The sequence below is a fragment of the Chitinophaga oryzae genome, from assembly GCF_012516375.2.
GTDB classification, from domain to species: domain Bacteria; phylum Bacteroidota; class Bacteroidia; order Chitinophagales; family Chitinophagaceae; genus Chitinophaga; species Chitinophaga oryzae.
The window spans coordinates 7352526-7375849 of sequence record NZ_CP051204.2; the positions used below are offsets into that span (position 1 = coordinate 7352526).

Here is a 23324-nt window from a genome sequence, read left to right on the forward strand (position 1 = left end):
GAAAGAACTTCTGTATTAAATATACTCACTTTTGTAATGCAATGCTGTTCTGACGCGTAATATTTTGTTAAAATGAAAAAATAATGCGCTACGCCTTGGGGTGCGCCTGCTGGTAAACCTTCTTCAACTGCTCGATGGTAGTGTGGGTGTAGATCTGCGTAGACGTAAGACTGGCGTGGCCTAACAGGTCCTTGACCGCTTTCAGGTCGGCCCCGTTATTGGTAAGATGCGTAGCGAAAGTATGCCGCAGCAAGTGCGGGCTTTTTTTCCTGTAGGTAGTGATTTCATGGTCCGTCAGGTATTTGCGCACCATCAGGTATACATACTTGGGGTACAACCGCTGGCCGCTGTGTGGATGCACCAGCAGCACCGCCGGCTCAAACGCCTCCAGCTCCCGCCGCTTCTGCTCCATATAGGTGGTGATCTGCGCACACAGCTGGCTGCTGATCGGGATAATACGCTCCTTCCCTCCTTTCCCCATCACTTTGATAGACAGGTTGCCCTTGTCTACCCGGAACTCCTGCAGGGAGATCAGCTCCGACAAACGGATACCGGTCTGATAAAAGATCTCAAAGATCAGCCGGTGGGTGGCTCCTTCAAAGTCATCGGAAAAGATAAAGGGGGTGGTCACGGAAACAGGGCTGCGGTTATCTTCCAGCGCCTTCATCCCTTTCTCGTCGATAAATCCGGGCAGGCGGCGGCTGATTTTCGGCGCCACTACTTTGGCCATAGGTGTCTGCTGCAGCAGCTCCTGGCGGATACAGAATTTGAAAAAAGATTTCAGGGTGGAGATCTTGCGGTTAACGCTCTTGGCGGTCATGGCATCTTCCATAAGGCCCGCCAGCCAGCTGCGCACCATGATGTGCGTAATGTCCCCTATGGTCACAGGACCGTAGGCGGCCGTAGTGTAATCGAAGAATTGAAGGAGGTCATTGCGATAGGCGGTGCAGGTATGCTCTGAGTATCGCTTTTCGAGCTGAATATAGGAGATGAATCGCTCGGCTAAGGAATATAATACTTCGTTCAACGCAAAAAGATTGATGATTGTAAAGTTATTAAATAACCTTACAATCATCAAATATTTCGAGTTGATAAGCCTGTGATGGCTACAACAGACTAAGCTTCCAATTTACCACTGGCCAGCTGTTGTTTGTAAACAGCTTTCAACACCTGCGTACGGCGTTTTACAGATGGTTTAGTAAAAGACTGGCGTGATCTGAGTTGCAGCAGGATGCGTGCTTTCTCAAATTTCTTTTTATATTTTTTAAGCGCCTTGTCTATGTTTTCGCAATCTTTAGAATCAATGATCAACATAATTTTTGCCTCTTATTTTTTAGGAATGCAAAGATAAGACAACATTTTATAAAAACAAAAACCAAACCGGCCTGTTGTCTTTTTTTTCTTCCACTCCTTTTTATACAATGCTTAAATACCCGGAAATGAATCGCTTATACACTTTACTTCAGAGGCCCCTTTTTCGAAGAAATCCTCCTCCCGACCCCGGTGTGTAACCAGTGGCAGATAAATAGCCAAACGACAGACAGGGGCTGCCAGGAAACGCAGGACCGGTAAACAGCAGACCAGCAGCTGGTGGGCCGGCAGATGGCGGACTGGCGAACAGTGGACGGGCGAACAGTGGATGGGCAGATGGCGGACCGGCGAATAGTGAACCAGCAACAACCTGGCATCACCGGCAAATGGCAGACATTTACCAGCAGGGACACCAGCAGAAGCCCACCAGGCACATCCACACATACCGTCCGCTATTATCGCGGCCAGCGCAGCCCTGTTGCAGACAGTACCCTTCTCTAGTCCTTGATTTTCTTTTTCAGCAGGCTAACCTGGTCCTGGAGGTGGCTGACCATATCGGCCAGGTGGTTAACACTCATACGGCTCTGCTGGCTGGATTTACTGATAACGGCATCAGACTGCCACAGTTCCAGTACCTCTTCCATTTCCACCGGGTACGGTTCAAACTGGGGGTTATCAGACACCAGTGTGATCCTTGATTTGGCGCGGTTGCTTTTCAGCACCCTTTTGAACACGATTCCTTCGCGGGAAGTCACGACCACATAGGTCTCGTTGTTTTTAATCTCCTCCCAGCCTTCCACCTTGTGACATACGATCACGGAACCGGAAGGAACGGGCAGCATGGAGTCCCCGGCGATCTCGAAAGCCCGGTAGTCGCCGGCGCCCAGCATCGGCAGGGTAAACGTATTCAGTTCCTCGATAAACTCGTCGTCGTTATAACCGGCCAGGTAACCGGCAGCGGCTTTTACCGGCACAAACTGGATAGCCTGACGGGCATTGCCCAGCTTCTGCTGACGGCGTTTCTCCAGGAAACTGTCTTTCTGGGAGCCCAGGTCCCGGCGGAGCAGGTCGTCAATGGAAACCCGGAACATGTCGCTGACCTGTTCCAGCACTTCCGTACGGGGCTCTGCACGTTCCTCTTCATAGGCACCCAGCAGGGAACGCTTGATACCCAGTTTGTCTGCAAACTCCTGTTGCGTCCAGCCTTTTTGCTTACGCAGATATTTTAAATTCTGGCATACTACGGACATAACCTAAATAATTTAGTACCTTGCTAACAAAATTAGCAAATAATTTTATAAAATCCCAAATATATTCAAGACGCTTCGCTTATTTTTGCCCGGTAAAATCAACTTGTTATGGTACATCTACATTCTATTCTGAGATGGGCAATCGTATTGGCTGGGCTTTGGGCAGTGATCCGCGCATTCAAAGGCGTTTCCGGAAAAACACCATTCACGGCAGCCGACAATAAAGCAGGACTGTTTTTCATGATCTTCTGCGATATTCAGCTGCTGGTGGGACTGCTGTTATATTTTGTATTTAGCGAGAAAGCAAAAGCCGGCCTGGCCGACATGGGCGCCGCCATGAAAAATTCTGCGCTCCGCTTTTTCACGGTGGAACATACTCTGATGGCTGTGATTGCCATTGCCCTGGTGCACATCGGCAAATCCAAAGTAAAGAAAGCTACTTCCGATGCCCAGAAACACAAGCTGGCCCTTATATTCTACGGGATCGCATTTATCCTGATACTGGCCCTTATTCCATGGCCTTTCCGTCAGGCGCTGGGTGCTGCCTGGTTCTAAGCACAAACTTATCAGCATGAAAAATGGCGGTCAGCTGACCGCCATTTTCTTTTGTTATGATTGACCACTATGAATAAACTTATCCTTTGTCCTTGTTATATAACCGGAACGAATAAATGTAAGGCAACGCTGCCAGCACGATCGCTGCAAAAAAGATCAGGAACACCCCGGTAACGAGCGACAGGAAAAAACCCGCGATCATCATCACCACCCCGGCGCTCACCCAGAGCGTACCGGCCATACGGTGGGTCTCCCTCCAGATCTCCTTGCTTTGCAGTGTCCACGGCGTACGGACGCCCACGTAGTGATTCGGTTCCAGCTGCAACTTCCACAAATATAATCCTATCGCCGTAATCAGCAAACCAACTCCCACAAAAGCCCAGCGCTCCATTGCAAAAGGCTCTCCCCGGCTCGCCATAAAAATAAAAAGACAGGTAAAAATCGCCAGGTAAGTATGTATCATGAAACGGATGCGGTAAAACTCCCGCTGCTCCACGCTGGCCTGCGCCGGGCTGCCCTCCGCCGTTCTGGGAATAAAACGGAACAACGCGTAAATCAGCGCATTGGTCACAAAAAGGAAAATCATCAGTAACAGAAATGCATTACGGCCTTCCGTCTGCTCAGATACATCCTGATCGGTGGGAATAATCGCTGGCAGGTAGTTCCAGATAATGGCCAGATAGGCCATGGGCAAGAGCAACAGAGCCAGGATAAAGATTTCCTTCGAAGCATTGGTCTGTTTCATGAGATGACGGTTTAAAGATGAACATTCACGCTTTACTTATACCTTCATTTCCATTCTCTTATCTACTACAGATGGGCCCCCGGATATGTTGTATCAAAGTTAGGAAAATTGAAAACGGGAATAAAATCTGAATAAAAAATTGCTAATAATTTTAGTAAAACTAAATAAATTAGTATCTTTACAACAGATCAAAGTGATTACGGCTGGCAGGCCCTGCTGATCACTATCCGTGCTGACCCTTCGCCCGGCCTGCCATCCGCTTATCGCTTATGAGCAGAGAGAAGGACCACTTTTATAAACAGAACCGGTGAATAACGGGAAGACCACACAACGACACCTGAACCAGGAAGGAAGATCGCTCCGGTGAATAACGGGAAGACCGCACAACGGCACTAAAACAGGGCAGCATGATTACATTACAACAGCGAGCCATCGCACATTTCGATCTGGATTGTTTTTTTGTGTCGGTGGAATGCCTGCATGACAGCCAGCTGAAAGGCAAACCCCTGCTGATAGGCGGTAGCAGCGACCGCGCCGTGGTAGCGGCCTGCAGCTATGAAGCCCGCCGCTACGGCATCCACTCAGCGATGCCTATGAAAACTGCCCTCCGCCTGTGCCCCCATGCCATCGTCCGCAGCGGCGACATGGACCGCTACAGCGAAAAATCCCGCGAAGTGACCAGTATCATCGCTGACAAAGCACCACTGTATGAAAAATCTTCCATCGATGAATTTTATCTCGACCTCTCCGGCATGGATAAATTCTTCGGCTCCCTCAAATGGAACACGGAACTGCGGAAAGCCATCATCAAAGAGTCCGGCCTGCCCATCTCCTTCGGGCTCGCATCCAACAAACTGGTGTCCAAAGTAGCTACCGATGAAGCAAAACCCAACGGGCAACTGGAAATCCCCTTCGGCGCCGAAAAAAATTTCCTTGCTCCCATGCCCATCGAAAAAATACCCATGGTTGGAAAAGAAACCGCAGCACAGCTCCGGCGACGCGGCGTGGAAACCGTGAAAATACTCAGCGAAGTGCCCCCTTCCCTGCTGGAAGCCTGGATGGGCAAAAACGGCCTCTCCCTCTGGCGCAAAGCCAACGGCATCGACGATTCCCCCGTGGTACCCTACTATGAACAAAAATCCATTTCCACGGAAAGCACCTTCCCCGCAGACACCATCGACATGGAATTCCTGCACGCGGAACTGGTACGGATGACGGAAAAAATAGCTTTTGAACTGCGGCAGCAAAATAAACTGACGGGCTGCGTGACCGTCAAAATACGGTACTCCGACTTTGAAACAGTCACCAAACAGATGACCATCCCCTACAGCTGCTCCGATCATGTGCTGCTGGAAAAAGTAAAAGACCTGTTTAAAAAACTGTACGACCGCCGCCTGTTGGTACGCCTCATCGGCGTACGTTTCAGCCACCTCGTACAGGGCAACCATCAGATCAGTCTCTTCGATGACAGCCAGGAGATGATCTCCCTCTATCAGGCCATCGATCAAATCAAAAACCGTTTCGGCTGGGACATGCTGCTAAAAGGCACCAACGTGGTGCCTCCCGGCAAAAGAAAATACCCCGCACCGAAAAAAGATATCATGCCGTATTATAAAGGATAACATGTACCTGAACTGCAAAACATTCTTCAGCCTGCGCTACGGTACCATGCCCGCTGAAATGCTGGTACGGAAAGCCGCACAGCTGGGCATCACCACGCTGGCCCTCACCAATATCAACATCACCTCCGATGCCTGGGAATTTGCGGAACTTTGCCGCCAGCATCTGATAAAACCTGTACTCGGCCTGGAATGCCGCAACCAGTCCACTTTCAGATACCTGCTGCTGGCGCGTAACCAGGAAGGCTGGTATCAGATCAACCGCTTTCTCTCTGAACACCTGAGCAAAGAAACACCGTTTCCCGACCGGGCCCCCGCCCTGCCCGGCACCTGGGCGGTGTACGACTGGGGCGCCGTGGCGCCGGCACAACTGCAACCACACGAACTGCTGGGTATCAAACCCCGCGACCTCAATAAACTCTTCCGCGTGGACACCGCCAGCATCAGCCATCAGCTGGTGGTAATGCATCCCGTTACCTTCCAGGACAATGATCACTACGAACTGCACCGCGTGCTCCGCGCCATCGATCAGAATATCCTGATCTCCCGGCTGGAACCGCATACCACCGGCACTATCCTCGATCAGTTCATTCATCCGGCCAAAATGGTGGAGCACTTCGAACAGCATCCGCATATCGTGGCCAACACCCTGCGCATCCTCGAAACCTGCGAGGTGGACATGGAACTGCATACGCCCCGCAACCGGAAATCTTTCCTGCGCAACGTAGAGGAAGACCGGGCGTTGCTGCGGCAACTCGCTTACCAGGGCATGGAATACCGCTACGGAAAAGATCATGCGGAAGCAGCACGGCGTATTGAGAAAGAGCTGGACATCATCGCCCAACAGGAATTTGAAGCTTACTTCCTGATCACCTGGGATATTATCCGCTATGCACAGGAACGGCAGTTTTTCTACGTGGGACGCGGCAGCGGCGCTAATTCCATCATCGCCTACTGCCTCAAAATAACGGATGTGGACCCGATAGAGCTCAACCTCTTTTTTGAACGTTTCCTCAACCCCTACCGCACGTCGCCCCCGGATTTCGATATCGATTTTTCCTGGCGCGACCGTGACGCTATCATCCGGTATGTGTTTGACAAATACGGCGATGCCCACACCGCATTGCTGGGCACCGTCACCACGTTTCAAACCAATGCTGTCATCCGGGAAATGGGCAAAGTATACGGCCTCCCTAAAAAAGAAATCGATCAGATACTGGAGAACGGCTTCAACATACAACTGAAGGAAGACCATATCCAGCGCAGTATACAGCATTTCAGCCGACTGATGGACCAGGAAAAATCTTTTCCCAACCACCTCAGCATTCACGCCGGCGGCATCCTCATCAGCGATGCGCCTATCCATCAGTACTGCACGACCTACCTGCCTCCCAAAGGATTCAGCACCGCTCAACTGGACATGCACCAGGCAGACCGCATCGGCCTGTATAAGTTCGACATCCTCAGCCAGCGCGGCCTGGGACATATCCGCGACGCCATTGACATCATCCGGAAAAACAAGCAGGTGGAGATCGACATCCACCAGGTAAAGGCATTTACGGTGGATGAAAAGGTGAAAGAAAATCTGAGAAAGGTGAACACCATCGGCTGTTTCTATATAGAATCACCCGCTATGCGACAGCTGCTGCAAAAACTGGAATGTGACAACTACCTCACCCTGGTGGCCGCCAGCTCTATTATCCGGCCGGGCGTGGCGCAATCAGGGATGATGAAACAATACATCCATAGTTACCGCAACCCCGCTACTGTAACGTATCTTCACCCTGTTATCCGGGAACTGCTCAGCGATACCTTCGGCATTATGGTGTACCAGGAAGATGTGATCAAAGTGGCACATGAGTACGCCAACATGGAACTGGCCGATGCAGACTCACTGCGGCGCGCCATGGCAGGCAAATACAGAGGTTCGAAAGACTTTGAAAAGATACAGGAACGTTTTTTCAGCAACTGCGCACAACTGGGGCGACCGTATGAAGTATCCGTGGAGGTATGGCGGCAGATCGCCAGTTTTGCCAACTTCTCCTTTTCCAAAGCCCATTCCGCCAGCTTTGCCGTAGAGAGCTATCAGAGCCTCTATCTGAAAACTTATTTCCCTGCGGAATTTATGGTAGCGGTGATTAATAACTTCGGCGGTTTTTATAACCGGGAACTGTATTTCAGGGAACTGAAAAAAACCGGCGTCCATATCCATCCGCCCTGTATTAATAACAGCGACTATCCCACCAATATCAAAGGACAGGAGGTATATGTAGGCCTGATACATGTGGAAGGACTCGAACAGGCACTCGCAGAAAGAATACTGGAAGAACGCCGTCAGTGCGGACCTTATCTGCACCTGGAAGATTTCTGCAACCGTATCTCCCCGGGAGCGGAACAACTGGAATTGCTGATCCGCATTGGCTGCTTCCAGTTTACCGGTCAAACCAAAAAGGAACTGCTGTGGAAAAGCAGCCTGTTGGTACGACAGCAAAGCGCTGCCGGCGTTCACAACCTGTCGTTGTTTAAACCGGCAACTGTTAGCTGTGAACTGCCGGAACTGGCCTATCATCAGCATGAAGACGCTTTTGATGAAATAGACCTCCTGGGTTTTCCGCTGGCATCCCCCTTTGAAGTGCTGGACCATGACCAGTCGGCGTATATCCCTGCCTGTGAGTTCCACCGGTATATTAATCAGCCGGTCATTACGCTGGGCTATCTTGTTACGACCAAGCCCATGCGAACAGCCCGGGGAGAGCCGATGTGCTTTGGCACCTTTCTCGACCGTGAAGGAAATTTCATTGATACCGTCCATTTCCCGGACAGCCTGCGTCAATATCCTTTTCAGAAGGGCGGCTTTTATATACTACAGGGAAAAGCCATCTCCGAATACGGTGTTATCACCCTGGAAATCAATCAAATGAAAAAAATCGGGTATTTCGAGGATAAAAAATTCCAACGTTAAGTTTTTTTGAAGAAAGGCGAAAAAAATGCAAATCACGACAAATTGTTGTATTTTTGTGTCAAATGTCGGGAATTATGAAACATGCAAGAAAATATCAGGTGCAGGAAAACACCCTGATGATTGTGGAAGACCCGGGCGCAGCCTACGTTTCGGGCAGTGGATATTACGATTTTATTGAACTCTCCCGCAGTGGAGTGTTAAAAAGAGCCTTACTAAACCTGAGCCGTCAGCTTTCCTTTTCACTGGCAGAGCTGGCGCAGGTGCTGCATATTTCAGAAAGAACGCTGCAACGTTATGCAGACGACGCCAAACTGTCTGCCGACACCTCCGAGCGGGCTATCCTCCTCTCCCGGCTGTATCAGCGGGGGACGGAAGTTTTCGGCAGCCTGGAAAACTTCAAAGAGTGGATGCGCACGCCGCTTCCCGCCTTCAACTATCAACTTCCTATTTCCCTGTTAGACACCACTTTCGGCTTCCAGCTGATTGAAGACGAACTGGGACGCATTGAACACGGAATATTCGCGTAACGATCATGGATGTTTACAGGATCAGCAAATGTGCCTATATCAATGACCTGACAGGCACTGGCTCCCGTTTGTACGGCGGCCGTTGGAACAGTCCGGGGCATTCGATGGTATATACAGCCGGCAGCAGGGCGCTGTCAGCGCTGGAAGTACTGGTGCACATTCCGCTAAAAAATATCATTCAGGACTTTTGTATCGCCACCATTCACATCCCCGACGATATCGCCATTAAAGTCCTTACCAAAAAAGATCTTCCCTCCGGCTGGCAATCACTGGCGCCATTTCCGGCCCTGCAGGCCATCGGCGACGAGTGGGTAGACACAGCACGCTATGCCGTGCTGAGGATCCCTTCCGTAGTGATCGCCGAAGAAAATAACTATCTCATCAATCCGCAGCATCCGGATGCCGGTCGTATCACGATTACGGACACCCAGCCGTTTGTGTTTGATCAGCGGTTGAGAAAAGTATAAACGAAAGGGGCGTACCGGATGGCACGCCCCTTTTTATACAGTAATGTTGAGATGCATCGGTCTACTCCAGACCAAACAGCCCTTTATTCAGCACCTGCAGTGTTTTTTCCTTGAACTGGCCGTTGACCAGGATGGAAATATTATGCCTGCTGCCGCCGTAGGAGATCATCCGTAAAGGAATGCCTTCCATGGCATCAAACAGTTTGGTGATGATAGAAGGCGTAGCAGCCACCTCGTTGCCTACGATGGAAACGATGCTCTGGTGGTGGTCCAGTTCTACGGTGCCAAACGGCTGCAGCTCCTTCAGGATCTGGTCCAGGTGCGTCTGGCTGTCGATCGTCAGGGATACGGCCACTTCGGAAGTGGTGATCATATCGATCGGGGTGCGGTATTTCTCGAATACTTCGAATATTTTCCGGAGGAAGCCGTAAGCCAGCAGCATGCGGCTGGATTTGATCTTGATGGCAATGATGCCGTCTTTTGCTGCGATGGCTTTTGCACCGTTGCCATTCGGCATTTCAGTGATAATAGTGCCTTTTGCTTCGGGCTGCATGGTATTGAGCAGCTTTACCGGGATATTAAAATGCTGGGCAGGCCAGATAGAAGCCGGGTGCAGAATTTTAGCGCCGAAGTAAGCCAGCTCGGCTGCTTCGTCGAAGGACAGTTGCTCGATCGGGAAGGTTTTTTTCACTACGCGCGGATCGTTATTGTGCATACCGTCGATGTCTGTCCAGATCTGAATTTCTTCTGCCTGGATAGCAGCGCCGATCAGGGAGGCGGAATAATCGCTGCCACCACGTTTCAGGTTGTCTACTTCGCCTTTTGCATTGCGGCAGATATAGCCCTGTGTGATGAAAACGGATTGTCCTTTATGCTGGTTGATCAGGTTGCCCAGTTTGATTTTAATTTTAGGGATTTCCGGTTCTTCGTATTCGTCGATGCTCATGAAATCGAGCGCCGGCAGCAATACGGCGGCCACACCGGCTTCTTCGAGGTATACGCAAAACAGGCGGGTTGACAACAGTTCACCCTGTGCGAGGATATCTTTATTCAAGGCTTCGTTAAAAGATATCTTCAGGATGATGTTCAGAAATTCGAAGTGTTCATCGACGATGGCTTTAGCGCTGGCACGACCAGCCTCCTGCTTCACCAGCTCATCGCAAAAAGACCTGTAATGGCTTTCCAGCTTGTCTATCTGCTGCTTCGCCTGTGCTTTTTTACCTTCTGACAAGGACTGGCTGATTTCCACGAGTGCGTTCGTGGTGCCTGACAGGGCAGACAGTACCACAATTTTCTGATCATTATCTGCTGTGATCAGTTGCGCTACTGAATGCATGCGCTCTGGTTTTCCCACGGAGGTTCCACCAAATTTTAACACTTTCATCTGAATATATTGTTTTTGCCTGTTACCGGGAGATGAGCCTGCAGGCCTGCTTCCCGGCGGTTTATATGAATGATAGAAATTTAAAAGTTCAATTTGAATTTAGCAGCTACCTCCTGCATATCCTTTACTACCGGCGCCAGTACGGGAATTCCGTTCTGCAGCCGGTCGTGTTGCATTTCCCTTTCCGGATCGCCGGGGATGAGCACTTCTTTTCCTTCCACGGGCACTGCCGCTCTGAAGCGGTTGATCCACGTGTCCATATGGGATTTAAACTCATCGGCCGGGCGGAACGCGTCTACGCGCATGGCGCCGAAGAAATGTCCCAGGCCTTCTCCTACCGGATCGGGGGCCAGCGGCAGGAAGCTCACAAAAGGAGGCGCCCATGGTCCGTAATTGGCCCCTGAAAGGACGGCCGAAAATATATCAACTATTGCTCCCAAACAATACCCTTTGTGACTTCCGTGGTCACGGTCGCCCCCCAGCGGCAGCAATGCCCCGCCGTCCTTGAGTTCATGCGGGTTGGTGCTGGGATTGCCATCTTTATCCTGGATCCAGCCATAGGGTGCTTCCAGGTTTTTGCGCTGCAGGATTTCCAGTTTCCCGTTAGCCGCGGTCGTTGTCGCGAAATCTGCTACGAACGGCGGTTGCTCTTTGGCCGGGATGGCCACTGCAATAGGATTGGTGCCCAGCATTCTTTCTTTCGCAAAGGTGGGCGCTACCAGCGGACTGGCGTTGGTCATGGCCATTCCGATCATGTCGTGGTCCAACGCTTTCATAGCGTGGTAACCCGCGATACCGAAATGGTTGGAATTTTTAACGCTTACCCAGCCGGTGCCTGCTGTTGCTGCTTTCCGGATGGCGACTTCCATGGCAAAAGGCGCCACTACCAGGCCGAGGCCTGCGTCTCCATCCACCACCGCGGTGCTGGGCGTTTCATGTACGATGCGGATGTCCGGACGGGCGTTGATCCTTTTGGCTTCCCATAAGCGCACATAACCAGACAGCCGGGCGACGCCATGGGAATCAATTCCGCGAAGGTCAGCCGCAACCAGCACTTCACTGGCCAGCATAGCATGTTCCAGGGAACAGCCCATGCGAATGAATACTTCGCGGGTGAATTCCGTCAAATGATGATAAGAATAAATATGTTCCATGGTACAATCAGGCTTGAGCGGTGGGACCACCAAAGTTCATGGGTACAGAAACCGGTTCCTGGTCCTGGATGGTGCCGTGAACAGATTCATATTTTTTGATATTATCCTGTAATGCTTTCATGAAGCGCTTGGCATGCTGAGGGGTGAGAATGATGCGGGACTTGACTTTGGCCTTTGGCAGACCTGGCATCACGTTGACGAAATCCACTACAAATTCGGCATTGGAATGGGTAATTATAGCGAGGTTGGCATATTGCCCTTCTGCAATCTCTTCGTTTAACTCGATGTTAAGCTGATTCTGCTCTTCGTGCTGATTTTCCATATCTGTATGATTTAGCCCTACAAAAATAGAAAAAGAGGGCTCAATGAGCCCTCTTTTTTTATGGAAAGCGGTTAAATGGCCTTTTTTACTGGTCCCACCACATTCTGGTAGTGAGTGAAATACCGGTAGGCACGTTTGCTTTGTTATAAGACAACTCTGTCTGCGGGTAAGGATAACGTCTGGGAATTTCCTTGCCCGGGTTTTTGGAAGTCAGCACCGGGAAGCCTGTACGGCGCCAGTCAGTGAAGTTTTCTGACTGCAGGTACATCGCGTAATATTTCTGCGTCATGATGAGCTTCAGTTTATCTGTGGCGCTGGCGGCCGGATTATATTTCACTTCCGGTTTGGTCAGATAGTCGGTGGCATCCAGTTTCACGGAAGCAAAGGAGGCTTTCACCCCTGCTTCATAGAAGCTCTGCGCCTGCGCATCATGCCCCAGGCGGGCATGTGCTTCTGCCAGGATGAAATCCAGCTCGTACACAGTGATGAAATACACCGGTGAGTTTTTGGAGTCGTAGAAACCTCCGTTCAGATAAGCATCTACTCTCGGATCATCCAAAGCAGTCATCTGCTGGATCATAAACGACTGGTCGTAGGTAACGTAACCGGTACGCTGCGCATTGAACTGCTGTATCGGATTGGCCCTGGTGGGATCGTTCAGGAAAGCTACCGCCGCCTGCTCTTCCACTTTGGTAATGATGCCACCGGCTGCATTGGAAGCGTCAATGGCTTTCTGGGCATAACCGGCCGGATCTTTCTTGGTCAGGTGGATCATTGTCCTCATCCGGAAAGAGTTGGCAAACTTGATCCAAAGATCGGCATCTCCGCCAAAGATCACGTCATTGGCTCCCGGCAGCGGTCCCAGCTGCGGCTGTTTCAGGTCAGCGATCGCCGAAGTCAGCAGGCCGTCGATCGTTTTATAAATATCTTCCTGTTTGTCATATTTAGCCTTGAATTTGGCATCCAGGCCCTGAAAAGCATCGCTGTAAGGCACATCTCCCCACAGGTCTGTAGCAGTACCCAATACATAGGCAGTCAACACCTTGCTGGCGCCGCTGTAGAAATACCATTTTTTAGGTTCTGACATTTTACGAAGTTCCACCAGGTCATTCAGCGTACCCTGATAAATACTGCCCCAGCAGTTGGAAAGGTTATCCGCCACGATCTGGTACAGCTGATAGTTTCTGAACTGCTGGCTGGTACCATCTACCTGGTTGGACAGCAGGCTGGCGGTGAGGGCAACGTCAGCGCCTCCCAGCACAAAGCCGGCAGTAACTTCGGCGCCGGTAAGGATCGCTGCAGGAGGAGCATCTACAGGTCTGTCCGGGTCCGTATTCACATCCAGGTACTTTTTACAACCGGTACCCAAAGTAAGCAGGGCAGCGAAACCGGCAGCGACAAGTGTTTTATTAAGAATAGTCATAACTTCTGTTTTTCGATTTTTCAATTAGAACTCAAATTTTGCACTGAAACCATAGGTTTTGGAGCCAGGGTTGTTGAAGTAGTCAAACCCTTGCGCTTCCTGCGTACCAAACAGGCTTGTTTCCGGATCTACACCAGTATATTTGGTATGCAGCCAGAGGTTTCTTCCGATAGCCGTCAGCGTTACCGCATTGAACCAGGGCTTTTGTTTTTTGAAAACTTTGGAGCCTGCCAGTCTGTAGCCGACAGATATTTCACGCAGCCTTACCCAGCTGGCGTCCTGAACAAACGGTTCGTTTACCACGAAGCCGCTGCCTACACCGCTGTAGTAGTCTGCATTGAGGTCTGCTTTAATATCGTTTTTCTCTCCTTTGGTCACTACGTTGTTGTTGCCGTCCAGGTGTCCTTTCACACCTTCAAACACGGTCTGGCTACCTCTTGCCAGCGTATTGGCGCTGGTACCGAAGTTGGTCATAGCGCCCCAGGTACCATTCCAGATATTCTGCCCCTGTTTGGTTTCAATAAGGAAGCTGAGGATAACACCTTTGTAATTGAGCGTATTGCCTACAGAGCCGGACCATTTGGGGTTTACATCACCCAGGTATTGCAATGGATCGTATACGATCGGGTAGCCATAGGAACCGTCGCCGGGCGTACCCTCGTCGTTGATCACCAGGCGTCCCTGCGCATCTTTCACATAACCGGTGCCATAAAGGGAACCGTATTGTTTACCTACAATGGCGGAAACGAAAATACCGGTGAAGCCGTTGAAGTCGAAGCGGTCAATACCCTCAGCCAGCGCCAGTACCTTGTTCCTGTTTTGAGAGTAGTTGAAGGTGATGGTCCAGTCCAGGTCTTTACTGCGAATGGGGGACACGCCCAGTGTTACTTCATGGCCATGGTTCTGCATAGAAGCAGCATTCAGGAACGCAGAGCTGTAACCGCTGCTGGGAGCGATGCTTACCTGGTTCAGCAGGCCTTTACTTTTACCGTTATAGTAGGTATAATCCAGTGTAACCCTGTTATCAAAGAAGCGCAATTCCGCGCCGGTCTCAAACTGGTTGGTTTTTTCCGCAGTCAGATTGCGGTTACCCAGTGTGCCGCTTTTGGAATATCCTACGAGGCCGTTATACGGGAAAACGATACCGTTGGTCCAGCCATCGCCGGGAGCAGTACGCCCGTAGTATGTCTGCAGGCTGTATGGATTCAGGCCGCGACCTACGCTGGAGAAAGCCACGCGCACTTTACCATAGGAAAGAATATTGCTTTTGATACCCAGTCCTTCGGTAAATACGTAGCCCAGGCTACCGGAAGGATAGAAGAAGAACTGGTTCTGTGTGGGCAAGGTACTGTTACCTTCATAACGGCCAGTCAGCTCAAGGAACAGGTAGTTGTTGAATGCAACGTTTGCTTTACCATAAAACGCAACCCTGCGCTGCTGGGAATTGCTGATAGACAAAGTATTGCTACCGGTGTTGGTGATGCCCTGAAAATCGTTACCACTCAGGCCGTCACCTTGTGTGTGCAGATATTTGGTTTTGTAGTCATACACGTTCTGACCAACGAGGAAGGAGTAGTCAAACTTACCTGATTTCTTGGTGAAGGTGGCAAACAGGTCGTTGTTGATCACCAGGGTGCTCAGCTGGTCTTCGAAGTACTGACCGTCAGGGAAACCGCCGGATCCTTTGGAATAGATCTGTTTACGGTTGTCCAGTGAGTAGTCTCCACCGAATCTTTCCGTGATGCTCAACCATTCAAATGGTTTATAAACAGCGCCTACAGTGCCGAAGAAACGTTGCACGTTATCTTTGTAGGGGTTCATATTTACCGTCCAATAAGGGTTATCATAGATACCTCTGCCGCGGTAGCTGCGCTGATCGCCGCTGTTGTCGCCCAGGAGGTAAGCTGCCGGATCGGTGGGATCCGTTACGCCGTTGGAGTTATCGAAAGTAGGTGTTGTCCTCAGGAGGCCCAGCATGATACCACTCAGGTTACTACCCTGCTGCGCACGTTTGCCGCCGGAGTTCACGTAGTTCATGGTAGAGAACACAGAGAATTTATCGGAGAACTTATAGTCTGTGGAGAAAGCGATGGTATTCTTTTTAAAATCAGTGAGCGGGATCATACCCTTCTGATTATAGATAGAGGCAGACACGCGGTAAGTCAGGTTGGTCGTGCCTCCGCTGATGGCCAGGTTGTTTTGTGTGCCTATGCCAGTCTGAAAGAAATCATAGGGGTCGTAAGCGATCGCCGGTTTTCCGCCGGGGTTCTGGCTTTTGCCAACCAGCATACCGTTTCTGTCCCACAGGTACGGCTTGCCGTCAAACACCAGGGTATCGATGGCCGGTCCGAACGAGTAGGCTTTGGGACCACCGGCATCACCGGGGTGAGAAAGGTCGCCGTAGCCCTGTGCGTATTTGTTTTGTCTGTCCGGCAGCTGGCTTACTCTGTCAAAGTTCATGGTAATACCATAGGAGATATTAAAAGACCTGCCGTCAGGGTTTCTCTTTCCTTTCTTTGTGGTGATGATCACCGCGCCGTTAGACGCCATACTACCGTATAAAGCGGCAGCGGCCGGTCCCTTCAGGATAGTGATATTTTCGATGTCGTCGGGGTTGATGTCCACCATCCTGTTGGATTGGAGTACGCCCGCAGTACCGGCGCCATCACTGGATGTGTTGGATTCGCTGTTATCTACCGGTAAACCATCAATTACAAACAGGGGTTGGTTGCTGCCCATGATGGTAGTAGCACCACGAAGCTGCACTCTCACCGGAGCGCCGGGCGTACCGGAAGAAGTAACGATGCTGGCGCCCGCCACTTTACCTGAGAGGGAACTGAGTGGGTTGGAAGGAGCTGTTCTGACCAGTTCTTCCCCTTTTACATCCTGTGCGGCATAGCCGAGGGCCTTTTTCTCCTGGCGTATACCCAGCGCCGTTACCACTACTTCCTGCAGTGCTTTGGTATCTACCGGCAGTGTGATGTTTAATGTAGTATTCTCTCCTACCGTTACTTCGCGGGTAAGGAAGCCCACGCTTCTTACGACCAGTACTGTATTCGCGTCTTTAACGGTGAGGTGGAAATTTCCCTGTTTGTCAGTGGTGGTACCGGTGGTCGTCCCTTTAATCTGTATGGTCGCCATTAGTACCGGGCTTCCGTCGCTGCCCTTTACTGTGCCTGATACCTGCCGCTCCTGCGCGTAGGCCAGACTAACAATTGCCATAGGCATGGCAAAAAGGAGTAAAACCTTTTTCATAAAAAGATTCAAATTTTGGTTGAAAAAGAAAGCGGACCTACGTCCGGCATTTTATATATCGTTGTCCTAATCCTGATATATACAATACGATTGTATATACCACTACCGGCATATAGTTCTCCTGATCGGGCGCTGATTAAACGTTACGGTGTGACAAGCAAAAACACTTCAATGTGGTCACAAGCAAACAAGCAAATAAGCAAATAAAAATAACACGTTGGAATAGCCACCGTTAGAGGGCACAGCTTTTTTAAGGTAAAAGCGGCTCATTGGTTTGATTAGTTTTTTAGGATTTAGATTTTGGTTGAACATCCCCAAGTTATAAAAAAAAACCTTTCTAGCTCCTTTGCGCTTAACATTTTTTTAACAGCAAAAGACACAAAGCACATAACAACCTAATAATCAAATATTTAAATTGAATAAATTTAATACGGGATTCCGTAATACTTACCATGACCGGAGCAGTTGGAACTGGAACAGCGTTTTTCTGTTGCCGTCCACCATTTCAGGCCCGGTTCCGATCGTCTGCTGCCCGGGATAAATCGCCTGGTGCACCCGCAGCCAGCAAGCCAAACGACGGTTTACCTTCCATTTTATATTCAGGTAGTACTGCCAACCATTACCATACAACAGCGATACGGCGTTGTCATATAATACGCTGCGTTCATAGGCATATATGCGTGAGTTATAATCTGCGGTGCCGAACCGGGCCAGCCGGGCATTCAGCGCCAGCGGGCAGGCGCGCGGATGCCAGGCTGCCTCCAGGTACCCCATCCAGCCCGTTTTTCTTCCACTATCGGCAGCATAAATACTGTGTTCGCCCCTTATGCGCAACTGCCAGTTCCGGCCGCAGGCTATATCCGCCTGTGTACGTATATTCGTTGACGTTACATCCGATAAAACATCCAGAGCATTGCCGGGCAGCCGGCTGTTTTCAGCGTGTGTAGCCTGAGTGACACGCAGCAGCCACTTGCTGCGTTTATCAGGCGTATACACCGCCTGCGCGGAAAAATCACGCCCGCCCGACGGCGCATCGGCGCGGTATTTCAACCAGGGAAAATGAAAGAAGTCGGCATACCCCTCTATCTTCCACCGCCTGCTGAGTAACAGGCTGATGCCGGTATACCAGCCCTGTTCATTCGCCGTCCGGGAACCGTCGCCGAAGCCGGCGGCATAAAATGACTGATAGGCTTTGTCGTAATAACGGTACGCCATCGCCACATCCACCATGGGTGCTACGCTGGCCAGTGCTCCCTGCACAAAAGCAGGCTTCCCGTTATCACTGGCCGCCAGTTCTCCAAACAAATGAACATTTCTGCAGTAGGCGGCATAATCTATACTGATACCGGTCAACTGTCCGCCGGTAAAATCGAAACTGCTGTATGGTCTCAGTTCCCTTTGCAGCGAAGGATCAAGCCGGTGAGCCACCATATTGGCCCCTACCTGCCAGCGATGGCGTTGATAGCGGATATTGGCGCCACTGCTCCACTGCTGTACGGCGCCTTTACGGGACAGCTCCGCCACCGTGCGGTGATAACCGCTACGCTGCAAAGCCGTGGTATTCCTGTCTTCCTCATCAACGGAAGATGCCAGCGTGCCATCCAGCCGCCGCCATGAAACAAAAGCCGTGGCCTGCCACGGCCCCTGCTCCCAGGCAGCGGCTATCCCGCGGAAAAAATTGTTTTCTCCTGCGGAGGTGTGCGGCCGCAAAATATCGCCCTCCCTTTTTATCTGCATAGGAGCAGCGCCCTTTCCATAGGCCTGCGCCTGCCATTGCAGCAGCCCCTGGCCGAAGTTCACCGTATAATCTCCCAGTGCGATCGTCTTCAGCCATGCAGTATTACGAACAAACACATGCGCGCTGTAATAGTCAAATCCCCGTTGCCGCGGAAAACCGCTCCAGGGCTCGCCGGCATCTTTTTCCATGGTAACGCCCCAGCTGACGTACCGCGGAAAGCTGTACCGGTAACGCAGCAGCACCTTGTCCGGACTTCCCTGGTAAGTGGTCGCCGCAGCACCTGTACGCTGGTATCCGCGTGACTTCTCCGGCTGCCGGCCGTACCGCAGCAACAGCGTATGCCCGCCCTTATGCAGATAATCACGCAGGGTATAGTGCGGCATCAGGTCGTTCCCTACTTTTACGTAGGGCAACAGCTGTTGTATCAGCGCAGGTTCAAACCCCGGCACGGCCTGCAGTTCGTAGATACTGACCAGGTTTCCCAACAGGCGGCGGTAGGCCAGCAGTTCACCGATCTGTATGTCTGTCAGTATGCCTAACGATTGCAGCGTTGCCTCGTCAGCGGTATTCAGCTGTATCCTGTGCCGCCTGAAATCCTCCAGCTGTTGCCAGTTTTCATCATCGTCTGAAGGAACATCTGATACCGCTGTGGCATTTTCCAGTGCGTTTTCCATGACGACGGGCAGTTCCGTTTCCTGCCTGGCGGCCGCCTTCTCCCAGCTACCACACAGCAGCAGTAACACCGCGGTTATTCGGCACCATCCCGCTGCCATATGATAGTGGTTGAAGGGGTGATGCCCAGTTGCGGATGAAAGCCCGCTGCGAACATGATCTGCAGCATGTGCCAATGAATGGTGATACCGGCATGCTGAAAGGGTGCACCGGTGGCGAATCCCCATTGCAATGCCAGCGGCGGAGCAATCCGGTAGCTGGCTGTTGCGCTCAGCCAGGCGGTTTCATGGCCGGCTTTTCCTATTTCGGCGCTGAGCAAAAAAGCGGATGATGCTTCAAATCCGATACCTGCGCTATATACTGTCGTTCCGGGCCGGAAGTGGCTGATGCGGATGCCCGTATGCCATTGCTCCCCGGCATGCCACAGCAGTCCCCCGGTAACGGCCAGACCGCTGTGGCTGCCGTACCCGGACGTTACTTCCGTCAAAGAACTACCCTGCAGCCCCAGCCCCACTTTGGTCCCCAGCCGTATCCCATAGGACAGGCCCACTTGCTGCCGGTAATAAGCGCTGCTGCCCAAACGCGCCAGCTGCACGCCGAAAGCGCCGGCGCCCACCGGAATGGCTGCCATGGCCTGGTAGAATGGTATCTCTTTTAATAAAAAACGTTGCTCGGCGTAAATACCTGCGGCAAAAGTGCGCAGGCAGGACAACCCGGCCGGATGATAAGCCGCAGACGCCACCTGCTGAAAACGGCGGCTGTAGCTGCCTGCCGCGGCGTCTTTCCCCGCAGGCGTCCAAAAAGATTGTGCATACGTTACGAGAAAGTATGGCACACAAACAATGGTCAGTAACATTGGTTTCATGATGAGGGTTTAACAAACAATTCTGGTACGGCAAACATACAACGGGGAAAAATGAAGAATGTTAATTACTTCTTAACGCCGGAAATTTTTTTATGAAAAAGCGAAACCCCGTCAGGCCATGGCCTGACGGGGTTCTGCAAAGTATCGTTACCGGATCAGAAAAGTCCGTACAACTGGGAATCGATCTTTGAAATAATCTCCCCGAGATCTTCATCGCTCTCCGGGAATTTATTTTTATCGATATCAATCACCAGCAGCGGTCCTTCTTCATATTTCTCAATCCAGTTGTTATAATATTCGTTTAGCCGTTTGAGATAGTCGAGCCGGATATTCTCCTCATATTCCCTTCCCCGTTTCTGTATCTGCGCTACCAGCGTAGGCACGGAAGCCTGCAGGTAAATCAGCAGGTCCGGCGGCTTCACCATGCTCTTCAGCGTCTGGAAAAAGTTGAAATAGTTGTCAAAATCTCTTTTGGTCATCAGCCCCATCTCATACAGATTGGGCGCAAAGATATGCGCATCCTCGTAGATGGTGCGGTCCTGTATCACGGTCTCTTTTCCGTTCTGGATCTCGAGCAGTTGTTTCAGCCTGCCGTTCAGAAAGTACACCTGCAGGTTGAAAGACCAGCGGGGCATATCTTCATAGAAATCATTCAGATAAGGGTTGTGCTCTACATCTTCATACTGCGGATGCCATTTATAATGGCGGCAGAGCATTTCGGTGAGGGTGGTTTTACCCGCGCCGATATTGCCGGCGATCGCGATATGTTTGATTTTATTTTGTTTTGCCATGCTAATGAAAAGGTCGTGAATACTGAAAAATTGCTGACAGCTGTGGTTACTCAAAATAGTTTAAACCCATAAGGTTTCTCGCCTGTTGCAAAGTTTGTGCCGCATTTGCCCGCGCTTTTTCAGCACCTTCCTTCATGATCTTACGCAGATAGGTAGGATCTTCCTGCAAACCTTTGGCCTTTTCGCGGATAGGAGTGATGAATTTCACCATATCTTCTCCCAGCTGCGTTTTCATATCGCCATAACGAATCGTGCCGGCGTTAAAGGCATCGGTATAAAACTGAACGGTATCGGGTGTCGATACCAGTTTCATGATCTCTATCAGGTTGGACACGGATTCCGGCATCGGTTCGCCCGGAACACCGCTACCACTGTCGGTTTTCGCCTTTTTCAGCTTCTGACGGATCTGCTCATCGCTGTCAGACAGGTAGAGGGTGGACATTTCGTTTTCGCTCTTGCTCATTTTACCGCCTTTGCCATCGAGGCTCAGGATACGCACGAGGTTATCGCCATAGTTAAAGGCCACCGGCTCGGGGAACAGGTTGCCATAACGGTTATTAAAACGTTGTGCAAAGTTGCGGGCCATTTCCAGGTGCTGGCCCTGGTCTTTGCCCACCGGCACTTTCACGGCGCGCTGGATCAGGATGTCCACGCTCATCAGGACCGGGTAGGTCAACAGGCCGGCGTTAACGTTCTCCGGCTGTAATCTTACCTTGTCTTTAAAGGTTGGTACTTTTTCCAGTTCACCTTTATAAGCCAGCATATTCATGAGCAGGTAGAGCTCCGCTATCTCCGGTACGTGGCTTTGTGCGTACAGGGTCACTTTTTCCGGGTCCAGGCCGGAAGCAATGTTCTCTGCCAGTACCCGCATCACATTGGCTTGCAGGTCTTTCGGGTTCGGATGGGTCGTCAGCGAATGCCAGTCTGCCACAAAGAAGTAGCAGTCAAACTCTTCCTGCATCCGGATATAATTACGGATCGCGCCAAAATAATTGCCTAAATGCAAATAACCGGTGGGGCGTATGCCACTCACCACAATTTCTTTTTCTGTAGCCATAACAGGGCGCAATTTAAAGAATAAGCGGTTAGCTTTTAATATTCCCTTGTCGGCCTGTCTGTAAAAAAAATATCATAAAATGAGCAAAAAGGCGATGGCAGGCAGTTGAAAGCTCTCCGTTTATCCCTATTTTTGAGATACCATCCTTTTTGGTCATTACATTTTATTATTTTTTGATTTAATTTGATTATGGAAGTGAACGACGCCCTGGTACAACAGTTAGCTGATCTCGCCAGACTGGAATTCAACGAGCAGGAGAAAACCGCCATCCGCGGCGATCTGCAGCGAATGATCACCTTTGTGGAGAAACTGAATGAACTGGATACTACCCATGTAAAACCGTTGTTGCACCTAACCGCTGACTATAACGTTTTCCGGGAAGACAAGGTAATTACCACCATCACCCGGGAAGAAGGCCTTCAAAACGCACCTGCGGCCACCTCTGAATACTTTGAGGTACCAAAAGTCATAAAGAAATAACCACATGCAAAAGTCCGTTATCCACCTGGAAGACATCAAAAAAAGCTATTTTTTAGGTAAAAATGAGCTACCTGTACTCAAGGGGGTATCCCTGGACATCTTTAAAAACGAGTATGTAGCCCTGATGGGACCTTCCGGCTCCGGCAAATCCACCCTCATGAACATTCTCGGATGCCTGGACACCCCTACCAGCGGTAAATATATCCTGAGCGGCCACGATGTGAGCAAAATGGAAGACAACGCGCTCGCCGGCGTCCGCGGCAAAGAAATCGGCTTCGTTTTCCAGCAGTTCAACCTCATGCCCCGCCTCACCGCCCTCGAAAACGTGGCAGTACCTCTTATCTACGCCGGCATCGGCAAAAAAGAAAGAGAAGAGAAAGCACGCATGATGCTGGAAAGGGTGAAACTGGGCGACCGTTACAAACACAAACCCAACGAACTCTCCGGTGGTCAGTGCCAGCGTGTGGCCATTGCCCGCGCCCTTGTCAACGACCCCTCCCTGATCCTGGCCGACGAACCTACCGGTAACCTCGATACGAAAACCTCCATCGAAATCATGGAAATATTCGGCAGCATCCACGCCTCCGGCAACACGGTAGTGCTGGTAACCCACGAGGAAGACATCGCAGACCACGCCAGGAGAATCATCCGGCTGAGGGATGGTGTCATCGAGTCTGACAGGGTCAATGAGAAAAAAGAAGCCCTTCTCAAGTCATGACCGCTGCGTAATTCGTATTTTGCAGAAAA

The 23324-nt window shown here is 50.8% G+C and carries 21 protein-coding genes; 8 read left to right on the forward strand and 13 right to left on the reverse strand.

Going from position 1 to position 23324, the window contains the following annotated elements:
• Nucleotides 1-88: 88 nt before the first annotated feature.
• The gene (locus HF324_RS29025; protein ID WP_258539325.1) at nucleotides 89-1027 is read right to left on the reverse strand and encodes a tyrosine-type recombinase/integrase; all 939 of its coding nucleotides are present in this window, start codon (nucleotides 1025-1027) and stop codon (nucleotides 89-91) included.
• 89 nt (nucleotides 1028-1116) lie between these two features.
• Entirely contained in the window at nucleotides 1117-1314 is a 198-nt protein-coding gene (gene rpsU, locus HF324_RS29030; protein ID WP_078667072.1) for a 30S ribosomal protein S21, read from the reverse strand.
• 288 nt (nucleotides 1315-1602) lie between these two features.
• Between rpsU and HF324_RS29035 the strand changes: the two genes are divergently transcribed.
• The gene (locus tag HF324_RS29035; protein WP_220101250.1) at nucleotides 1603-1812 is read left to right on the forward strand and encodes a hypothetical protein; all 210 of its coding nucleotides are present in this window, start codon (nucleotides 1603-1605) and stop codon (nucleotides 1810-1812) included.
• On the opposite strand, the gene HF324_RS29040 is transcribed toward HF324_RS29035, so the two are convergent.
• A complete protein-coding gene (locus tag HF324_RS29040; RefSeq protein WP_168806823.1) occupies nucleotides 1809-2561 on the reverse strand; it encodes an XRE family transcriptional regulator in 753 nt (250 codons plus the stop codon). The genes HF324_RS29035 and HF324_RS29040 overlap by 4 nt on opposite strands.
• 108 nt (nucleotides 2562-2669) lie before the next feature.
• On the opposite strand from HF324_RS29040, the gene HF324_RS29045 reads away from it, so the two are divergent.
• A complete protein-coding gene (locus tag HF324_RS29045) occupies nucleotides 2670-3116 on the forward strand; it encodes a hypothetical protein (protein WP_078667069.1) in 447 nt (148 codons plus the stop codon).
• Nucleotides 3117-3195: 79 nt separating this feature from the next.
• Here the strand turns inward: HF324_RS29045 and HF324_RS29050 are convergent, their stop codons facing one another.
• Nucleotides 3196-3861 (reverse strand): SdpI family protein, encoded by a 666-nt coding sequence (locus HF324_RS29050; RefSeq protein ID WP_168861455.1) that lies wholly within the window; start codon nucleotides 3859-3861, stop codon nucleotides 3196-3198.
• A gap of 407 nt (nucleotides 3862-4268) precedes the next feature.
• Here HF324_RS29050 and dinB point away from each other — a divergent pair, with 407 nt between their 5' ends.
• The 4 genes from dinB (at nucleotide 4269) to HF324_RS29070 (ending at nucleotide 9436) form a co-directional block, all read left to right on the forward strand.
• Nucleotides 4269-5483 carry a DNA polymerase IV gene (gene dinB, locus HF324_RS29055; protein ID WP_168861456.1) on the forward strand — a complete coding sequence of 405 codons (1215 nt, stop codon included), beginning with the start codon at nucleotides 4269-4271 and terminating at the stop codon, nucleotides 5481-5483.
• A gap of 1 nt (nucleotide 5484) precedes the next feature.
• Entirely contained in the window at nucleotides 5485-8442 is a 2958-nt protein-coding gene (locus tag HF324_RS29060) for a DNA polymerase III subunit alpha (RefSeq protein ID WP_168806837.1), read from the forward strand.
• Nucleotides 8443-8516: 74 nt separating this feature from the next.
• Nucleotides 8517-8969, forward strand: a complete 453-nt coding sequence (locus tag HF324_RS29065; protein ID WP_168806839.1) for an Xre family toxin-antitoxin system antitoxin — start codon at nucleotides 8517-8519, stop codon at nucleotides 8967-8969.
• Between the two features lie 5 nt (nucleotides 8970-8974).
• Nucleotides 8975-9436: an RES family NAD+ phosphorylase gene (locus HF324_RS29070; protein WP_168806841.1), complete on the forward strand. Its 462-nt coding sequence runs from the start codon at nucleotides 8975-8977 to the stop codon at nucleotides 9434-9436.
• Between the two features lie 61 nt (nucleotides 9437-9497).
• Here the strand turns inward: HF324_RS29070 and HF324_RS29075 are convergent, their stop codons facing one another.
• The 9 genes from HF324_RS29075 to trpS form a co-directional block, all read right to left on the reverse strand.
• Complete coding sequence (locus HF324_RS29075; protein WP_246269318.1) at nucleotides 9498-10772, reverse strand: aspartate kinase; 1275 nt, start codon at nucleotides 10770-10772, stop codon at nucleotides 9498-9500.
• Between the two features lie 128 nt (nucleotides 10773-10900).
• Nucleotides 10901-11974: an Ldh family oxidoreductase gene (locus tag HF324_RS29080; protein ID WP_168806845.1), complete on the reverse strand. Its 1074-nt coding sequence runs from the start codon at nucleotides 11972-11974 to the stop codon at nucleotides 10901-10903.
• A gap of 7 nt (nucleotides 11975-11981) precedes the next feature.
• Nucleotides 11982-12296, reverse strand: coding sequence for a DUF3467 domain-containing protein (locus HF324_RS29085; RefSeq protein ID WP_078667062.1), 315 nt, complete (start codon nucleotides 12294-12296; stop codon nucleotides 11982-11984).
• Between the two features lie 85 nt (nucleotides 12297-12381).
• The gene (locus HF324_RS29090) at nucleotides 12382-13719 is read right to left on the reverse strand and encodes a SusD/RagB family nutrient-binding outer membrane lipoprotein (protein ID WP_168806847.1); all 1338 of its coding nucleotides are present in this window, start codon (nucleotides 13717-13719) and stop codon (nucleotides 12382-12384) included.
• 24 nt (nucleotides 13720-13743) lie between these two features.
• Entirely contained in the window at nucleotides 13744-16974 is a 3231-nt protein-coding gene (locus tag HF324_RS29095) for a SusC/RagA family TonB-linked outer membrane protein (RefSeq protein WP_168806857.1), read from the reverse strand.
• A 447-nt stretch (nucleotides 16975-17421) separates the two neighbouring features.
• Nucleotides 17422-19485 carry a ComEA family DNA-binding protein gene (locus HF324_RS29100; protein WP_168861457.1) on the reverse strand — a complete coding sequence of 688 codons (2064 nt, stop codon included), beginning with the start codon at nucleotides 19483-19485 and terminating at the stop codon, nucleotides 17422-17424.
• Nucleotides 19461-20249, reverse strand: coding sequence for a hypothetical protein (locus HF324_RS29105; RefSeq protein WP_168806862.1), 789 nt, complete (start codon nucleotides 20247-20249; stop codon nucleotides 19461-19463). Before HF324_RS29105 ends, HF324_RS29100 begins: the two co-directional genes overlap by 25 nt.
• Before the next feature lie 155 nt (nucleotides 20250-20404).
• The gene (locus HF324_RS29110; RefSeq protein WP_078667058.1) at nucleotides 20405-21040 is read right to left on the reverse strand and encodes a deoxynucleoside kinase; all 636 of its coding nucleotides are present in this window, start codon (nucleotides 21038-21040) and stop codon (nucleotides 20405-20407) included.
• 46 nt (nucleotides 21041-21086) lie between these two features.
• Nucleotides 21087-22097 carry a tryptophan--tRNA ligase gene (gene trpS, locus HF324_RS29115; RefSeq protein ID WP_168861458.1) on the reverse strand — a complete coding sequence of 337 codons (1011 nt, stop codon included), beginning with the start codon at nucleotides 22095-22097 and terminating at the stop codon, nucleotides 21087-21089.
• 189 nt (nucleotides 22098-22286) lie between these two features.
• On the opposite strand from trpS, the gene gatC reads away from it, so the two are divergent.
• The gene (gatC, locus tag HF324_RS29120; protein WP_168806866.1) at nucleotides 22287-22577 is read left to right on the forward strand and encodes an Asp-tRNA(Asn)/Glu-tRNA(Gln) amidotransferase subunit GatC; all 291 of its coding nucleotides are present in this window, start codon (nucleotides 22287-22289) and stop codon (nucleotides 22575-22577) included.
• 4 nt (nucleotides 22578-22581) lie between these two features.
• Entirely contained in the window at nucleotides 22582-23295 is a 714-nt protein-coding gene (locus HF324_RS29125) for an ABC transporter ATP-binding protein (RefSeq protein WP_078667055.1), read from the forward strand.
• Nucleotides 23296-23324: the final 29 nt, after the last annotated feature.

Bases quoted from the DNA above. Each gene is read 5' to 3' on its own strand.
- rpsU (WP_078667072.1), bottom strand. From the start codon at position 1,314: ATGTTGATCATTGATTCTAAAGATTGCGAAAACATAGACAAGGCGCTT.
- HF324_RS29035 (WP_220101250.1), top strand. From the start codon at position 1,603: ATGGCGGACTGGCGAACAGTGGACGGGCGAACAGTGGATGGGCAGATG.
- HF324_RS29040 (WP_168806823.1), bottom strand. From the start codon at position 2,561: ATGTCCGTAGTATGCCAGAATTTAAAATATCTGCGTAAGCAAAAAGGC.
- HF324_RS29045 (WP_078667069.1), top strand. From the start codon at position 2,670: ATGGTACATCTACATTCTATTCTGAGATGGGCAATCGTATTGGCTGGG.
- HF324_RS29050 (WP_168861455.1), bottom strand. From the start codon at position 3,861: ATGAAACAGACCAATGCTTCGAAGGAAATCTTTATCCTGGCTCTGTTG.
- dinB (WP_168861456.1), top strand. From the start codon at position 4,269: ATGATTACATTACAACAGCGAGCCATCGCACATTTCGATCTGGATTGT.
- HF324_RS29060 (WP_168806837.1), top strand. From the start codon at position 5,485: ATGTACCTGAACTGCAAAACATTCTTCAGCCTGCGCTACGGTACCATG.
- HF324_RS29065 (WP_168806839.1), top strand. From the start codon at position 8,517: ATGAAACATGCAAGAAAATATCAGGTGCAGGAAAACACCCTGATGATT.
- HF324_RS29070 (WP_168806841.1), top strand. From the start codon at position 8,975: ATGGATGTTTACAGGATCAGCAAATGTGCCTATATCAATGACCTGACA.
- HF324_RS29075 (WP_246269318.1), bottom strand. From the start codon at position 10,772: ATGCATTCAGTAGCGCAACTGATCACAGCAGATAATGATCAGAAAATT.
- HF324_RS29080 (WP_168806845.1), bottom strand. From the start codon at position 11,974: ATGGAACATATTTATTCTTATCATCATTTGACGGAATTCACCCGCGAA.
- HF324_RS29085 (WP_078667062.1), bottom strand. From the start codon at position 12,296: ATGGAAAATCAGCACGAAGAGCAGAATCAGCTTAACATCGAGTTAAAC.
- HF324_RS29090 (WP_168806847.1), bottom strand. From the start codon at position 13,719: ATGACTATTCTTAATAAAACACTTGTCGCTGCCGGTTTCGCTGCCCTG.
- HF324_RS29095 (WP_168806857.1), bottom strand. From the start codon at position 16,974: ATGAAAAAGGTTTTACTCCTTTTTGCCATGCCTATGGCAATTGTTAGT.
- HF324_RS29100 (WP_168861457.1), bottom strand. From the start codon at position 19,485: ATGGCAGCGGGATGGTGCCGAATAACCGCGGTGTTACTGCTGCTGTGT.
- HF324_RS29105 (WP_168806862.1), bottom strand. From the start codon at position 20,249: ATGAAACCAATGTTACTGACCATTGTTTGTGTGCCATACTTTCTCGTA.
- HF324_RS29110 (WP_078667058.1), bottom strand. From the start codon at position 21,040: ATGGCAAAACAAAATAAAATCAAACATATCGCGATCGCCGGCAATATC.
- trpS (WP_168861458.1), bottom strand. From the start codon at position 22,097: ATGGCTACAGAAAAAGAAATTGTGGTGAGTGGCATACGCCCCACCGGT.
- gatC (WP_168806866.1), top strand. From the start codon at position 22,287: ATGGAAGTGAACGACGCCCTGGTACAACAGTTAGCTGATCTCGCCAGA.
- HF324_RS29125 (WP_078667055.1), top strand. From the start codon at position 22,582: ATGCAAAAGTCCGTTATCCACCTGGAAGACATCAAAAAAAGCTATTTT.